The organism is Ilumatobacter coccineus YM16-304, from assembly GCF_000348785.1.
Classification (GTDB): Bacteria; Actinomycetota; Acidimicrobiia; order Acidimicrobiales; family Ilumatobacteraceae; genus Ilumatobacter_A; species Ilumatobacter_A coccineus.
Window position 1 is genome coordinate 333289 of the sequence record NC_020520.1, and the last position, 15688, is coordinate 348976.

General features: G+C 66.3%; 13 protein-coding genes. 7 read left to right on the top strand and 6 right to left on the bottom strand.

From position 1 onward, the window contains the following. Positions 1-98 precede the first annotated feature (98 nt). The 5 genes from YM304_RS01515 (at position 99) to YM304_RS01535 (ending at position 5700) form a co-directional block, all read left to right on the top strand. Positions 99-1514, top strand: coding sequence for an extracellular solute-binding protein (locus YM304_RS01515; protein ID WP_015439860.1), 1416 nt, complete (start codon positions 99-101; stop codon positions 1512-1514). Positions 1515-1744: 230 nt separating this feature from the next. After that, positions 1745-2701, top strand: coding sequence for a carbohydrate ABC transporter permease (locus tag YM304_RS01520; RefSeq protein WP_015439861.1), 957 nt, complete (start codon positions 1745-1747; stop codon positions 2699-2701). Next, positions 2701-3600 (top strand): carbohydrate ABC transporter permease, encoded by a 900-nt coding sequence (locus YM304_RS01525; RefSeq protein ID WP_015439862.1) that lies wholly within the window; start codon positions 2701-2703, stop codon positions 3598-3600. The genes YM304_RS01520 and YM304_RS01525 overlap by 1 nt, the downstream gene beginning before the upstream one ends. A gap of 45 nt (positions 3601-3645) precedes the next feature. After that, complete coding sequence (locus tag YM304_RS01530; RefSeq protein ID WP_015439863.1) at positions 3646-4725, top strand: ABC transporter ATP-binding protein; 1080 nt, start codon at positions 3646-3648, stop codon at positions 4723-4725. 36 nt (positions 4726-4761) lie between these two features. Continuing rightward, on the top strand, positions 4762-5700 hold the full coding sequence (locus tag YM304_RS01535; RefSeq protein WP_015439864.1) for a PfkB family carbohydrate kinase: 939 nt from the start codon (positions 4762-4764) through the stop codon (positions 5698-5700). Positions 5701-5778: 78 nt separating this feature from the next. Here the strand turns inward: YM304_RS01535 and YM304_RS01540 are convergent, their stop codons facing one another. The 5 genes from YM304_RS01540 to YM304_RS01560 all read right to left on the bottom strand — a co-directional run bounded on the left by YM304_RS01540 (position 5779) and on the right by YM304_RS01560 (position 10873). Beyond that, positions 5779-6870, bottom strand: coding sequence for an alcohol dehydrogenase family protein (locus YM304_RS01540; protein ID WP_015439865.1), 1092 nt, complete (start codon positions 6868-6870; stop codon positions 5779-5781). A 61-nt stretch (positions 6871-6931) separates the two neighbouring features. After that, on the bottom strand, positions 6932-8194 hold the full coding sequence (locus YM304_RS01545) for an aromatic ring-hydroxylating oxygenase subunit alpha (protein WP_015439866.1): 1263 nt from the start codon (positions 8192-8194) through the stop codon (positions 6932-6934). A 105-nt stretch (positions 8195-8299) separates the two neighbouring features. Next, positions 8300-8863 carry a TetR/AcrR family transcriptional regulator gene (locus YM304_RS21715; RefSeq protein WP_015439867.1) on the bottom strand — a complete coding sequence of 188 codons (564 nt, stop codon included), beginning with the start codon at positions 8861-8863 and terminating at the stop codon, positions 8300-8302. Between the two features lie 79 nt (positions 8864-8942). Then, positions 8943-9704, bottom strand: a complete 762-nt coding sequence (locus tag YM304_RS01555; protein WP_015439868.1) for an SDR family NAD(P)-dependent oxidoreductase — start codon at positions 9702-9704, stop codon at positions 8943-8945. 152 nt (positions 9705-9856) lie between these two features. Further along, on the bottom strand, positions 9857-10873 hold the full coding sequence (locus YM304_RS01560; RefSeq protein WP_015439869.1) for a ferrochelatase: 1017 nt from the start codon (positions 10871-10873) through the stop codon (positions 9857-9859). A gap of 118 nt (positions 10874-10991) precedes the next feature. Here YM304_RS01560 and YM304_RS01565 point away from each other — a divergent pair, with 118 nt between their 5' ends. Both YM304_RS01565 and YM304_RS21720 read left to right on the top strand, forming a co-directional pair. After that, entirely contained in the window at positions 10992-11705 is a 714-nt protein-coding gene (locus tag YM304_RS01565) for a lipase family alpha/beta hydrolase (RefSeq protein ID WP_015439870.1), read from the top strand. A gap of 332 nt (positions 11706-12037) precedes the next feature. After that, positions 12038-14905: a bifunctional metallophosphatase/5'-nucleotidase gene (locus YM304_RS21720; RefSeq protein WP_162142012.1), complete on the top strand. Its 2868-nt coding sequence runs from the start codon at positions 12038-12040 to the stop codon at positions 14903-14905. A 134-nt stretch (positions 14906-15039) separates the two neighbouring features. On the opposite strand, the gene YM304_RS01575 is transcribed toward YM304_RS21720, so the two are convergent. Next, complete coding sequence (locus tag YM304_RS01575; RefSeq protein WP_015439872.1) at positions 15040-15681, bottom strand: class I SAM-dependent methyltransferase; 642 nt, start codon at positions 15679-15681, stop codon at positions 15040-15042. Positions 15682-15688: the final 7 nt, after the last annotated feature.

Sequence of the window (15688 nt, forward strand, 5' to 3'; positions counted from 1 at the left end):
GAATATCGCGAATTCGTCTTGCATTCCAACATGAAGCCAACTAACAATGGGGCTCACGAACCGGCAGAGTGCCGTTCGTCACCACTCAAGGGGGAGCAATGGCTCGAACGAAGAAGATCAAGACGAGGATCGTCGCACCGGCGGTTCTTGCCACATTTGCGCTCGTTGCCGGTGCATGCGGCAGCGACGACGCAGCCGAACCAGCCGAGGCGCCGGCAGAAGAAACGGCCGAGGAAACGGCTGAAGAACCTGCCGAATCGCCGGCCGAAGAACCGGCAGCCGAGGCTGATCGCTCGATCACCGTCGCACTCGTCGGCAACGACAACATCACCCGGATGGGCGAGCTCGCGGCGGAGTACTTCACGCCCGAGACCGGCATCGAAGTGAACCTGACCGTGCTCGACGAGCAGACCCTGCGTGAAGTCACCACCCGTGACGTCGGCGCCGGCGGCGAGCAGTTCGACGTCGTCCAGATCGGCATGTACGAGACGCCGCAGTTCGGTGCCAACGGGTGGCTCGTCGGCCTCAACGATCTGGCCGCCGCGTCCGACACCTACGACATCGACGATCTCATCCCGGCGGTCCGCAACGGTCTGTCGGTCGACGGTGAGCTCTACTCCTCGCCGTTCTACGCCGAGTCGTCGTTCGTGATGTACCGCTCCGACATCATCGACAACATGCCGGATGCTCCGACGTGGGACGAGGTCGCGGCAATCGCACGCGAGATCGACTCCGACGAGATGGCCGGCATCTGCCTCCGCGGCAAGCCCGGCTGGGGTGACCTCGGCGCAGCCTTCACCACCGTCCTCAACACCTTCGGTGGCACCTGGTGGGCAGCGAACGAAGACGGCTCCATCGGTGAATCGCAGGTCGATCAACCCGAGTTCGCCGAGGCGCTGAACTTCTACGTCGACCTGCTCAACGACGCCGGCGAAGACGATGCCGCCAACTCCAGCTTCAACGAGTGCAAGACGCTCTACGAAGAGGGCAAGGTCGCCATGTGGTACGACGCCACCGTGGCCGCCAGCCTCTTCCCCGAGGACGTCGTCGAGAACACGGCCTTCGCACTCGCTCCGACCAAGGAGACCGAGGCATCCGGTTGGCTGTGGGCATGGACCCTCGCCATCCCGGTCAGCACCTCTGACCAGGAGGCTGCATGGGAGTTCATCGACTGGGCAACAAACGCCGACTACCACGAGATCATCGCGGCAGAAGACGGTTGGCGTGCAGTTCCTCCGGGCACCCGTCAGTCGCTCTACGAGCGCCCCGAGTACCAGGAAGCCGCCGGCGCATTCGCTCAGCGCACCCTCGACGCGATGCTTGCAGCACCGATCGACAACCCCGGCACCACGCCGCGGCCCGGTCTGCCTGGCGTGCAGTACGTCGGTGTTCCTGAGTTCCAGGACGTCGGCACCCGCTGCACCGAGCTGTTCTCCGCAGCGATCGCCGGCTCGATGAGCGTCGATGATGCACTGGCTGACTGCCACATCATCGCTTCCGAAGTCTCCAGCTGATCCTCCCGCCGAGAGGATGACGAGCGAGCCCGGCCCGGCTGAGGGGTCAGGGCTCGCTCGTCCCTCTTGTGCGCGAGCACGAGCGGGACGAGACTGAACACCACCACCATCACCACTCAGTACGAAGTGAACAACGGAGGCCTTCCATCGAAGGCCGGTCTGGTCAGCGCTGCGGACGTGGTTGCCCAGTCAGACCTTGTCCGAACCGGGGCGACAGCGAGGGGAAAGCCATGTCCGATGCGGTGACCGAACACACCGAACCACAATCGATCGAGTACGACGAGCCGACCGATCACGCCGACGAGGTCAAACGACTCGAACGTCGCGAGGGCTGGAAACGCCGACTCCCGATTCTGCCGGCGTTGCTCTTCACGATTCTCGTCACACAGATTCCGTTTCTCTTCACGCTGTTCTACAGCCTGACCGAGTGGCGTCTCGACACGCCGGAACCCCGCGAGGTCATCGGGTTCGAGAACTACGCCGCCTTGCCCGACGACAAGTTCTTCCGCGACGCCGCCTGGGTCAGCGTGAAGATGACCGTGTCCGCGGTGCTGCTCTCGCTCATCGTCGGGACCGGCCTGGCTCTCCTGCTCGACCGGAAGTTCTTCGGACAGGGGTTCGTTCGAACGCTGCTGATCACGCCCTTCCTCGTGATGCCGGTCGTTGCCGGTCTCCTGTGGAAGACGCAGATGTTCAACTCCACGTTCGGTGTCATCAACTGGTTCATCGAAACGCTCGGCTTCGGGCCGACCGAGTTCGCGACCAGATTCCCGCTGGCGTCGGTCGTGGTCGTTCTCGTCTGGCAGTGGAGTCCGTTCATGATGTTGATCGTGCTCGCGGGTCTCCAGGGCCAGGACGCATCGACGCTCGAAGCTGCTCGCGTCGACGGTGCGACGAGCTGGGGCACGTTCCGCCAGATCACCTTCCCGCAGCTCCGCCCCTACCTCGAACTCGGAACGCTGCTCGGAGCGATCTATCTCATCCAGGTCTACGACCACATCGAGATCATCACCGGTGGCTCACCTGACTCGAAGAACCTGCCGTTCTACATCGCGCAACGATCGATCGGCGGTGGCAACCGATTCGGACTGGCGTCGTCCTACTCGATCATCGTGGTCATCGCCTCGATCATCATCGCCAACATCGGCCTGCGCGTGCTGTCCGGCCTCCTGGAGGACGATTCCTGATGGCAATCTTCACTCGAGCCCCCAAGGCGGAGCCGATTCTCGGTCAGAACCGCATCGTCGCCAACCTGCTGGCGTTGCTCACATGGTTCATCGGCCTGCTCTTCTTCTTCCCACTGTTCTGGATGGTGCTCAACGGCTTCAAGGAAGAGGCCGACGCCAGTGCCAGCCCGAAACTGTTCTTCGAACCCACCCTCGACCGATTCTCCGAGGTCACCGAAGACTCTCAGGGATTGCTGAGCTTCACCGAAGCGTTCGGCAACTCGTTCTGGGTCGTGCTCATCTCGACCATCCTGGTCATGGCGCTGGCCATCCCGGCTGCGTATGCCCTGGCCATCCGTCCGATGAAGAAATGGCGCGACATCCTGTTCTTCTTCATCTCCACGAAGTTCCTCCCGATCGTCGGTGCGATCATGCCGATCTGGATCATCGCTCGCGACATCAAGTTCAGCTTCTGGTTCATCGAGATCGACGGGCTGCTGGGAACACGGACCGTGCTCGTCATCTTGTACACCGCGATGAACCTGCCGCTGGCCGTCTGGATGTTGCGCTCGTTCTTCGCCGAGGTGCCCAAGGAGCTCATCGAAGCATCGCAGATCGACGGCTGCAGTCTGCTGGGCCAGATCCGGCAGGTCATCTTGCCGATCGTCGCACCGGGTGTGGCCGCGACCGCGCTGCTCTGCGTCATCTTTGCGTGGAACGAGTTCTTCCTCGCCATTCAGTTGAACCCCACCGGCGCGTCGACGATCCCGGTCTGGGTCAACTCGCAGCAGAAGTTCCAGGGCCAGTTCATCGCCGGACTCAGTGCGGCGTCGGTACTCGCGACGCTGCCGGTCGTCGTCGCCGGTTGGGTCGCGCAGAAGCGAATGATCCGCGGCCTCGCGATGGGAGCCATCAAGTGATCGAAACCTCAACCACCGTCCACATCATCCGACTGGAGCAGCGTCATGGCTGAAGTACGTTACGAAGCAGCGAGTCGGATCTACCCCGGCAGCGAGATCCCAGCGGTCGACCGCCTCGACCTCCACATCCATGACGGTGAACTCCTCGTTCTCGTCGGGCCCTCCGGGTCGGGCAAGTCGACCGCACTGCGGATGCTCGCCGGGCTCGAAACGGTCAACAAGGGCAGCATCTTCATCAATGACGTCGACGTCACGTTGAAGCCGCCGCAGGACCGAGACATCGCGATGGTCTTCCAGAACTACGCGTTGTACCCGAGCATGACCGTGGCCGAGAACATGGGCTTCGCGCTCAAGCAGGCGGGTGTTCCCAAAGAGCAGCGAGCGATCCAGGTGCGCGAAGCCGCGCGCATCCTCGACCTCGAGCCGTATCTCGATCGCAAGCCGAAGAACCTGTCGGGTGGGCAGCGGCAGCGTGTGGCGATGGGGCGCGCGATCGTGCGGTCGCCCCAGGTGTTCCTGATGGACGAGCCGTTGTCGAACCTCGACGCCAAGCTGCGCGTGCAGACCCGCACCGAGCTCGCCGATCTCCAGGCGCGTCTCGGCGTGACCATGGTGTACGTCACGCACGACCAGGTCGAGGCGATGACGATGGGTCACCGTGTCGCCGTGCTCAAAGACGGCATCCTGCAGCAGGTCGACGCGCCGCGCACGCTCTACAACGCGCCGCAGAATCGGTTCGTCGCCGGGTTCATCGGCTCGCCCGCGATGAACATCGTCGATGTCGAGCGTGACGCCGGCGCACTGATGGTCGGTTCGCTGACGGTCTCGCTCAGCGACGCGCAGCGTGCCGCCGTCGCGGAGCAACCGTCGTCGAGCTTCGGTGTCGGCGTGCGCCCGGAGCACCTGTCGTTGGGTGCTGACGGTCTCGAAGGTGAAGTCGTCGTGGTCGAGGCGCTCGGGTCGGAGTCGTTCCTCCACGTGAAGACGTTGCATCAGGGCGAGGCGCTGCTGCTGGTGGTTCGTGAAGACGGGCAGAGTGAGGTCGGCCGAGGCGATCACGTCAACGTGTCGATCACCGGACCCGTGCACCTGTTCGGCGACGACGGTGAACGCATCGGCGATTGAGCCGGCCGCCGGCCCGACCTCCAATATCGTGTCGACGTGATCTTCAGCTGTGGCGAGGCGCTCGTCGACCTCGTTCCCGACACGCCCGCCGGCGACACTGGCGAGGGTCGCGTTCCCCTGCCGGGTCGCGTTCCCCTGCCGGGTGGCGGCCCGATGAACGTGGCGATCGCCGCGGCCCGGTTGGGCGCAGCGTCGAGTTTCGTCGGCGGCATCTCCAACGACGAGTTCGGGGAGATGCTGTTGGCCCATCTGACGGTGAACGGTGTCGACGTGTCGTTGTGCCAGCGGTTCGATGCGCCGACGGCGAAGGCGATCGTCGAACACGTCCCGCAGTTGCGGTTTCGGTTCGAGGGGGTCGACACGGCCGACACGCAGCTCGCTGATCTCGACACCGACTCGATCGTCGGCGCCCACAACATCGTCCACGGCGGGACGCTGGGCATGTTCCGCGGCCCGACGGCCGAGACGCTGGCGCGGCTCGCCGAGTCGCACGACGGCATGGTGTCGCTCGACCCCAACATCCGGCCGCAGATCATCGACGATCGTGACGCGTGGTGGCACTTCCATCAGCGATGGTTGCCGCACGTCGACGTCTACAAGGGGTCGGACGAAGACCTCGAGTGGATCTGGCCCGACCGCACTCCCGAGGAGTCGGCCGAGTGGCTGCTCGCCAACGGTGTCGGTGCGGTGATCGTGACCAGAGGGTCGGAGGGATTGCAGATCCTGACGCCGACGACGTCGGCTCGGGCGACGCCTCCCGAGGTCGACGTCGTCGACACGGTGGGCGCCGGTGACACGATCGTCGGCACCGTGCTGACGTCGATCGTCGAGCACTTCGACGGCGCGGCGATCGAGCTCGCCGAGCTCGGCGCCACCGAGTGGCAGACGTTCGCCGATCGAGCGGTCGCAGCGGCGGCCATCACCTGCTCGCGCGCCGGTGCCGACACCCCGCTGCGCTCCGAAGTCGACTGGTGACCGGACGGCGCCCGGTGCTGGCGCCCGTCGATCGTCGAACTGGCGCTCCACCCTCTCGAGGTGGCAGCACCTTGTGCGTCAGCGTGGCGGGACGAGCACGAGTTTGCCGACGTGGCGTTTGGCGACGAAGTCGTCTTGGGCGCGGGCGATGTCGGCCAGCGGATAGGTCGCTGCGACGAGCGGCCTGATCTCGTTGCGTTCGATGTAGCCGACGAGATCGGCGAACACCTCGTCGGGCTGAAAGGTGGCGCCGAACAGCGTGAGATCCTTGAGGTAGAGCGTGCGGATGTCGATCTCGCAGATCGGTCCGGCGATCGCCCCCGACGTCACGTACCTGCCGCCCGGACGGAGCAACTCCATGAAGGCGGGCCAGTCGTCGCCGGCGACGAGGTCGACGACGACGTCGAACGAGTTGCGCTCCAGCGCGCCGAGGAGGTCGTCGTCGCGGTCGACGACACGATGTGCGCCGAGCGCTGCGACCTGGTCGGCCTTGCTCGCGCCACACACCGCTGTGACGGTGGCTCCACGTCGGGTGGCGAGTTGGATCGCAGCCGAGCCGACGCCGCCGGAGGCTCCGGTGACGAGGACCCGTTCTGCTCCGACGCTGGCGCGTTGCAGCATGTTCTCGGCGGTCGACGATGCACATGGCATCGACGCGAGTTCGACATCGGTCCAGTCGCTCCGAACGGCAACCGCTCCGTAGGCCGGCATCGCGGTGAACTGTGCGAAGCCACCGTCGGCCTCCGAGCCGAGCGTCCAGCAGGCGAACGGGTTGGCCGGGTCGGGCTGCGGGTGGCGCATCATCGCTCGCCCGAGCACGCGTTCGCCGATGCGGTCGGGGTCGACCTCGGCGCCGACCGCCACGATCTCGCCGCACACGTCGGCTCCCTGGATGCGGGGGAACTCGAGTGGGGTGCCCGACCAGGTGGCGTCGGTCCGGTCGACGTCGTCGAGCCCTCCAGCGCCGGCGTTCGTGGCGCCGGTGACCGACTTCGAGTACCAACCGATGCGGGTGTTGATGTCGGTGTTGTTCACGCCCGCCGCGCCGACGCGGACGAGTACGTCACCTGGACCGACGGTCGGTGTCGGCACGTCGGTTCGGTACTCGAGCATCTCGGTGCCGCCGTGCCCGGTGAGCAGGACGGCGGTCATGGTCGTCGGGATGATCACACGGCGACCCTAGATGGAGCCGGCCTGCCGCCGCCGTGGCGCGCAGCCGGGCGCGGTCTGATCAGTGTTCGAGGTACGGGGCGAGGAGTTGGTCGACGCGCAGATGTTCGGGGACGTGATCGCCCATGACGCGGTCGATCTGTTCGTGGAGGTGCCAGATGCGGCGTTCCTGGTAGTTGATCGGAATGCCGGTGAGCGCCGGTGACTCCATCGAGCGTTGCATCGGGGCCATGTTCATCTCGTCCTCGGCCATGATCTGGTTGTAGACCTTGCGACGCGCCTGCCAGTGCTCGGGCAGGTCGTCGGGGTCGAACCGATCGGACCCTTCGGGCGGCACGCCGTAGTAGATCCAGTCGAGGCGGGTCGTGTTCTTGTCGATCGGCCAGAACAGGTTGATCGGGAAGCCGATGCGGCCGAGCGGGATGATCGCGTTGGGGAAGAAGCTGACTGCGGTGCTGGTGCAGTCGACCATGCCGGGGAGACCGTCGATCGTTCCGGCTTCTCCGGTCGGCAGTTGCTTCCAGTCGTCCCATGAGCTCATCCCCGCCCGCTCGACGTTCTGCTTCGAGTACGGGGTGATCATCCGACTGTGGCCGTTGGGGTAGAGACCCATGGCGGCGCCGCGGTTGTCGAGCACGCTGACGCCGTCGTGGGAGTGGATGTGGCGGAAGTGGTACACCTCGAGGAACGCCTCGGCGGTGACCTTCCAGTTGCACGGGACGATGCGCGTTTCGCGGTACACCTCGCGCAGTTCCTCGGCGTGGAACGGATCGAGCATGCGGGCGAGCGGGCCGATCCACTCGTGGAGTGGCGTGGCATCGAGGTCGCGGTTGACGAAGATGAAGCCGCCGTAGGTGTCACACGACGCCCGGGGGAGGCAACGGACCGACCAGTCGAGTCCGACGAAGTCGCGTTCGTCGGGCACCGACACGAGTTGCCCTTCGTCGACCTCGTAGGTCCACGAGTGGTACTGGCATCGGAGTCGGCGCGCCGACCCGCGTTCGTCGCGCACGACCGGCGCGCCACGGTGCTGACAGGTGTTGTAGTAGCAGTTGATGTCGCCGTCGGTGCCGCGCACCACGAGGAGCGGCACGCCGAGATCGTCGAACGTGTAGTAGTCGCCCGGGTTCGGGATGTCTTCGACACGGCCCGCCATCACCCAGGTCTTCGGCCAGAGATGCTCCTGCTCGAGGTCGTGGAACTCCTGACTCGTGTGCCGCTCCGTGGAGATGTCGTGAAAGGCGGGGAAACCTTCGGGTGGGGCGAGTCGCCCGAACTCGTAGGCCATGTCGGCCTTGATCTGCTCGATGAGTTGTTGATCCACGAAGCCCTCTCGCGTGCGCTCGACATCGTTACTGAACGAACAGTAACGAAGTCGGGGGCGGAGCGTGACGGCGGAGCGTCGGGCGGTCGACGGCGCCGTGGTGGATCAGCTGTCGACCCAGCCGGCGACGAGTCGCTCGACCTCGTCGTAGAGGTCGGCGTCGTCGACGTCGAGGCCGATCTGGTCGCGGTGCCCGAGCCCGAGCAGGATGAGGTACAGCACCTTCACCTGGGTCTGGCTGAGTCCGGCCGCGCGTTGGATCTGAGCGTTGGCGGAGTGCCATTCGGCCAACAGGGTCGCGACCTCGGGGTGGCGGATCGCGGCGACGTGCAACTCGAGGCTGAGGTTGCGCATCGTGGAGTTCTGCGGATCCATCCACAACGCGACGGCACGTTGCACCGATGGGCGCACGAAGGAGTTGTCGGCGTGCACCCGCTGGAGATGTCGCCTGCTGGCAGCGACCATCAATTCGGCCTTGCCGTCGAAGTGGCTGTACACCGCAGGCGTCGACACGTCGGCACGTCGGGCGATCTCGGCGAGGGTGGCACCGTCGTACCCGAACTCGACGCACACCTCGACGGCGGCATCGAGCAGTCGTTCACGCGTCGGCGTGCCGTGCTCGTCGAGCTTGGGAGGCCGACCGATGCGACTGGTGCTGCTCTCGGTCATCTCGCCGAAGTGTAGGCGCGGGCGACCACCGCAGGTTTCGACTTCAGGCGCCGGGGTCCGGACCGTGTGGTGGCGACACTCACTTGGGCATGAACCGCGTGCCGGCGTCGAGACGGACCGTGTCGCCGTTGAGCATCGGGTTCTCGATCATCGCGATCGCCAGTCGGGCGTACTCGTCCGGCCGGCCGAGTCGCTTCGGGAACGCCGCGTCCTTGGTCAGGTTGACGGCCTGCTCGTCGCTCACCCCTGCGGTGAGGCCGGTCGCGAACAGGCTCGGAGCGATCGTGTTGACCCGGATGCCGAGCATGCCGAGGTCGCGTGCCATCGTCAGGGTCATCCCGGCGATACCCGCCTTGGCGGCGGTGTACGCAACCTGTCCGATCTGCCCTTCGAACGCGGCGATCGACGCGGTGTTGATGAGCACGCCGCGCTCGTCGTCGTCGTTCGGTTCGTTGTTTGCCATGTGCGCGGCGCAGAGGCGGTTGGTGTTGAACGTGCCGACCAGGTTGAGGTCGATCGTCGCGCGGAAGTCGTCGAGGCTGAACGGCCCGCTCCGGCTGAGCGTGCGGCCACCCTTGCCGCCACCGGCGGTGTTCACGGCGACGTCGAGGCCGCCGAGTGCCTCCACCGCCTCGCCGATCACCACTTCGATCCCCTCGAAGTCGAGGACGTCGGTCGGGTGCCAGGTGCCGCCGAGTTCGGCCGCCACTTCGGCGCCGGCCGACTGTTCGCGGTCGAGGATCGCCACCGAGCCGCCGCCCGCCGCGATGCGTTCGGCGGTCGCACGGGCGAACCCGGACGCTCCACCGATCAGGATTGCCTTGATGCCGTTGATCTCCATGGTCGATGCCTCTCGTGAGTCGTTCGTGAGTCGAAGTCGTTGCGGTCGCCGCCGCGTGGGCGACTCGACCGTGTCGAACAGCGTCGCGGGTGCGGCACTCAGATCTCGCATCGAGCGGCGACGTCAGGGCCGCCCGCTCGCACGGTCGGTGGTCAGGGTGTCGGTCGGCCACCGGTGGGCGTCGAAGTGGCCGGTGCCAGGCAGTGGCCCGCCGGGCACGGGTCGGGCCACGGTCCGGCCTCACCCACCCAGAGCACCGGGCCGCCCGCCGTGCGCTCCTCCACGAGTTGGCGAAGACCGGTGACGAACGCCGGGTGCGTGCCCACGGTCGGTGCGCGCCGCATGTCGATGCCCACGGAGGTCGCGGTCTCGGCTGCCTGGAAGTCGAGGTCGAACTGCACTTCCATGTGGTCGCTCACGAAGCCGAGCGGCATCAGGGTGACCTCGGTGACGCACTGTTCGGCCAACGTCGCGAGATGGTCGTTGATGTCGGGTTCGAGCCACGGGACGTGAGGCGGGCCGCTTCGACTCTGGAAGGCGAGGTCCCAGTCGGCGCCGACTCGACCGGCCACGAGGCGAGCCATCTCGTCGAGCTGTGATTCGTAGTCGCACCACTGCGCCATGGAGACGGGGATCGAATGGGCCGTGAACACGAGCCTCGCGCCAGGTCGGTGCACCTCGGCGATGCGGTCGACGACGGCATCGACGAAGCCGGGGTGGTTGTAGTACAGCCGGAGCTTGTGCAGGCCGGGGGCGCGCTCGCCGACCTCGGCTGCGGCACGGTCGAGGTCTTCGCGGTACTGGCGGCACCCGCTGTACGACGAGAACGCCGAGGTCGCCAGCACGAGCGCGTTCGCCACGCCGTCGTCGGCCATCTGCGCGACCGTGTCGGCGAGGTACGGCTCCCAGTTCCGGTTGCCGAAGTAGATCGGCAGATCGATGTCGTGCGCGGCGAACTCGGCGCGCAGCGCGTCGATCAACGCCAGGTTCTGGTCGTTGATCGGGGAGCGGCCACCGAAGCGTTCGTACTGCTCGGCGACGACGGCCAGGCGAGCGTCGGGAACATTGCGTCCGGCGGTCACGTTGCGCAGGAACGGCATCACGTCGTCGGGTCCTTCGGGTCCGCCGAAGCTCAACAGGCACAGTGCGTCGTACGTCGGCTCGTCCATGCGCTCAGTATGGACGCGGTTCCGCTGCGCACGCCCAACTCGGCGCCGATCGACAGCACGTCCGTTGCCATTGCCTGATGGCCTTCGGCCGGCCGCCGCACGATGCGATACTGCTCTCATGCGATCGACGCCACGGCCTCCCGCTTGGATGACGGCGCTCGAAGGACGTGCCGTCGGTGAACGGCTCGCGATGCGCGTCACGCGCCCGCTGCTCGAACGTCTCCCGCGCGGTGACGGGCACGCGGTGTTGGTGCTGCCCGGAATGCTCACCGACGACCGTTCGACCGAACCGCTCCGCGACCTGCTGCGGTCGCTGGGATATCGCTCGTACGGCTGGCGTCAGGGCATCAACCTCGGCCCGACGCAGGCGATCATCGAGGGGCTCTCGCGCCGCGTCGACGAGCTCGTCGAACGCAACACGACGTTGAGCCTGGTGGGTTGGAGCATGGGCGGGATGTTCGCCCGTGCGATCGCCCGCGAGCGGCCCGACGCGATTCGGCAGGTCATCACCCTCGGCAGCCCGATTCGTCTCGGTCCACCCGACGGAGATCGCGGGCCGCTGCCGGTGCCGACCACCTCGGTGTACTCGCGCAGCGACGGCATCGTGCACTGGTCGGCGAGCCTCGTCAAGGCGAGCCCTCGCGCCGAGAACGTCGAGATCATCGGGAGCCACTGCGGCCTCGGGGTCAACCCGTCGGTGGCGGTGGTGATCGCTGATCGACTCGCCCTTCCGGAGGGTTCGTGGACGCCGTTCGAGCCGCCGTGGTGGCTTCGGATGAACTATCCCACGCCCGCCGATTTCGATCAGGGCATCGCTTCCGACCGTCGCTGAATCAGGCTGTCGAGCCGCATCCTCGGCGCGTCGTGACGTGGCCGACGGTGGCCCCGATCGGCGCCGAATCTTCCCGTCACCCCCCGGACGCTGGATGTTCACCCGCGCGGTCCCGCGGCCACTCTGAGAGGTGGTAGAACCTGGATTCGTTCCCGACCTTCAGGAACTTCCCGCCAACTTTCGGAGGAAAAATGTCCACACTTCACAGCCGTTCGCGGCGACGGGCTGCAGTCTCTGCAGTCACGGTCGCTGGGCTCGGCCTCACGACTGCGGTCGTCGGCGGTGTCTCACCGCTCGTCGGCGCGGCAGACGGCGACGAGACCGTTCAGATCTTGTCGTTCAACGACTATCACGGCCATGTCGAGGCCGACACACCCGGCACGATCGACGGGTCGTTCGACGACGATCAAGCTGCCGGTGGAGCCGAGTACCTCTCGGCGAAGCTGACCGAGCTGCGCGAAGCGACCGACGCCGACAACAGTTACACGGTCGCGGCCGGTGACCTCATCGGCGGTTCGCCCTACTTCTCGGGCCTGTTCCACGACGAACCCTCGGTCGAGTCGCTCAACGCAATGGGCCTCGACTACTCGGGTGTCGGCAACCACGAGTTCGACGAGGGGGTGACCGAGTTGATGCGGATGCAGAACGGCGGCTGCCATCCCGACGACGGTTGCTACTTCACCGACTACGACGACGACACACCTGGCGATCAAGAGTTCTCGGGCGCGGTGTTCTCATGGCTCGCTGCGAACGTCACCGAGGACGCACCCGACGGCACCGACGACTTCGCCGACACGATCGCTCCGTGGTCGGTCGAGACGACCGAGGCCGGACACGAGATCGCCTTCATCGGCATGACGCTCGAAGGCACGCCCGAACTCGTTGCGGCATCCGGCATCACCGGCTTCACGTTCCACGACGAGATCGTCGCCGGTAACGCTGCCGTGGCCGACATCAAGCTGGCGCATCCGACACTCGAGACGATCATCGTGCTGCTCCACGAAGGTGGCATCCCGAGTCCGTTCGCGATCAACGGTTGTGCCGGCGTGTCCGGACCGGTCGTCGAGATCGCCGAAGGACTCGACGCCGAGATCGACGCGATCGTCACCGGCCACACGCACCAGCCGTACACGTGCTCCATCCCAGACCCGGACGACGATCCGCGTCCGGTCGTGAGCGCCTGGTCGTTCGGCCGAGTCGTCACCGAGATGATCCTCGAACTCGACGACGACGGCGAAGTCGATCGTGACACGTTCACGATGGTGAACCACCCGGTGATGCAGGCCGAACTCACGCCCGACCCCGTGCAGACGTCGATCATCGAGAAGTGGTCGCCGCTCGCCGAATCGATCGGCAGCACACCGGTGGGCACCATCACCGCCGACATCACGCGCGGCGAAAACGGTGGCAACCGCGGCATCGAGTCGGCAGCGGGCAACCTCGTCGCCGATGCGCAACTCGCGGCGACCGCCGAGGCTCCGCTCAACGCGGAGATCGCCTTCATGAACCCCGGTGGTCTGCGCAGCGACCTCACCTACGCGACGTCCGACAAGGGCGAAGGCGACGGCGTCGTCACGTACGGCGAAGCGTTCACGTTCCAGCCGTTCAACAACACGATGTTCGTGTTGCCGATGACCGGAGCGCAGATCCAGTCGGTGCTCGAAGAGCAGTGCCAGCCGGGTGGCAGCAGCCGCCCGTTCCTGCACCTCGGTGTGTCGGAGGGCTTCACGTACGACCTCGTCACCTCGAGTGTCGGCTCGACCTGTACCGGCGTGGAGGTCTCGAACGTCAAGCTCAACGGCGTCGACATCGAGCCCGCTGCGATCTATCAGGTCGCGGTCAACAACTTCCTCGCTGACGGTGGCGACAACTTCGACACCTTCGCCGAGGTCGACCCGTTCGACCGTAAGCCGGGCCCGCAGGACATCGATGCGCTCAACGACTACCTCGACGCGAACTCGCCGGTCGAACCGCCGTCGATCGATCGAGTCAACGAGACGTTGACGGTGCTGCCCGGCACCACCGAAGCGCTCACCCCGGCCCGCCTCCTCGAAACCCGCGTGGGCGACGACAAGAAGACGGTCGACGGTGAGTTCGAAGGCATCGGCCCGAACCCGGCCGACGAGGTGGTCGAACTGACCGTGCTCGAGCGCGGTGGGGTGCCCGAGGGCGCCGACGCCGTGTGGCTCAATGTCGCGGCCATTCGCCCCGACACCAAGGGCTACCTCACGGTGTACCCGTGCGACGCCGAGCGTCCGCTCTCGGCCAACGCCAACTACACCGCCGGCTCGGTCGTCTCGAACGCCGTGCTCGCCAAGGTCAGCGACGAGGGCACGGTGTGCATCTACACCAACCGCACCTCCGAGCTGACCGCCGACGTCATCGCGTACGTGCCCTCGGGTGGATCGCCCACGGCAATCGACCCGGTGCGGTACCTCGAGACCCGTGTCGGCGACGACGCCAAGACCTTCGACGGTCTGTTCGAAGGCGACGGCCCGATCCTCGGTGACACGACACTGAAGCTCGACGTCGCCGGACGTGGTGACGTCGCTGCCGATGCGAAGGCAGTCGTGATGAACGTCGCTGCGATCAACCCGGCGACCAACGGCTACCTGACCATCTACGCATGTGACGACGATCGGCCGCTCGCGGCCAGCGTCAACTTCCGTGCCGACGAGGTCCGGTCGAACTCGGTCACCGCGGGTATCGGTGAAGACGGCGACGTCTGCATCTACGCCCGCCAGACCGTCGAGGTCACCATCGACATCAACGGCTTCATCCCGGCCGATGGTTCGCCCGATCCGGTCGAACCGGCTCGCATCCTCGAGACCCGTATCGCCGACGAGTACAAGACCGTCGACGGTGAACGCGAGGGCGAAGGTCCCGTCGCAGCCGGCGAGGTGGTCGAGTTGATCGTCGCCGGACGTGGTGGCGTCGCCGACGACGCGGTGACCGCGGTGCTCAACATCGCAACGGTCAACCCGACCGGCCCCGGCTACGCAACGGCGTACCCGTGCGGTGAGGAACAGCCGAACACGGCGAACGTCAACTACCGAGGTGGCGACGTCAACTCCAACGCCGTCGTCGCCAAGATCGGTGACGAGGGCAAGGTGTGCATCTTCACCTCCGCCGCCACCGACATGGTGGTCGACGTGACCGCGGAGATCCCCGTGGTCGTGCCGCACCGCCCGGCCAGCTGACGCATCGACCGTCGTGCCCAGTCGGCACGACGGTCGGTTGCAACGAACAACCGATGGCGCCCGTGCCCGGATCCGCACCGCGAGGTGGTCAGGATCCGAGTGCGGGCGCCGTCGCGTTCACGGGAGCCGGCCCTCTACGACGCTTTGGTCGCCGTGCCGATGATCTGGTGACGCACCCACGCGGCGGAGCGTCCCCGATCGATCTCGTCGAGCTCGACCGAGGCGAACGGCCCGGCGCGGAGCAGATCGGCGGTCGTCTGGTCGATGCGGCAGCCGTTGAACATCCAACGGTGCGGACGTCGGAGCACCTGCTGCAGCCGTCGAGTGCGCGAACCCTCGGGCGAGCGGACGTGCTCGATGAAGAAGTACACGCCGCCCGGCGTGAGCATCCGGTGCGCCTCCTCGACGACCGCGGCCGGATCGTCGACACCGCACAGCAGCAACGTGCCGACCACGCCGTCGGCCGCACCGTCGGCCACGTCGACCGACTCGCCTCGCAAGCTGCGGATCTCGAGATCGACGCCGTGCCGTTCGGCTTGCGCCCGCAACCGCTCGTGCATGTGGGGGTTCGGCTCGATCGCGATGACCTTCACACCTGGCTGGTAGTAGCGCATGTTCGCACCGGTTCCGGGGCCGAGTTCGACGATCGTGCCGCTCATCGTTCCGATGACGTCGGACTTGCGTTCCCCGAACGCGGCATGACCGTCGGCGGCGCCGGCGTCGAGCAGCTTGGCTTCGAAACGGCTCCGGAGTTTCTGCTTCGCGAAGTCAGGCATCGCGACA

Bases quoted from the DNA above. Each gene is read 5' to 3' on its own strand.
- YM304_RS01515 (WP_015439860.1), top strand. From the start codon at position 99: ATGGCTCGAACGAAGAAGATCAAGACGAGGATCGTCGCACCGGCGGTT.
- YM304_RS01520 (WP_015439861.1), top strand. From the start codon at position 1,745: ATGTCCGATGCGGTGACCGAACACACCGAACCACAATCGATCGAGTAC.
- YM304_RS01525 (WP_015439862.1), top strand. From the start codon at position 2,701: ATGGCAATCTTCACTCGAGCCCCCAAGGCGGAGCCGATTCTCGGTCAG.
- YM304_RS01530 (WP_015439863.1), top strand. From the start codon at position 3,646: ATGGCTGAAGTACGTTACGAAGCAGCGAGTCGGATCTACCCCGGCAGC.
- YM304_RS21715 (WP_015439867.1), bottom strand. From the start codon at position 8,863: ATGACCGAGAGCAGCACCAGTCGCATCGGTCGGCCTCCCAAGCTCGAC.
- YM304_RS01555 (WP_015439868.1), bottom strand. From the start codon at position 9,704: ATGGAGATCAACGGCATCAAGGCAATCCTGATCGGTGGAGCGTCCGGG.
- YM304_RS01560 (WP_015439869.1), bottom strand. From the start codon at position 10,873: ATGGACGAGCCGACGTACGACGCACTGTGCCTGTTGAGCTTCGGCGGA.
- YM304_RS01565 (WP_015439870.1), top strand. From the start codon at position 10,992: ATGCGATCGACGCCACGGCCTCCCGCTTGGATGACGGCGCTCGAAGGA.
- YM304_RS01575 (WP_015439872.1), bottom strand. From the start codon at position 15,681: ATGCCTGACTTCGCGAAGCAGAAACTCCGGAGCCGTTTCGAAGCCAAG.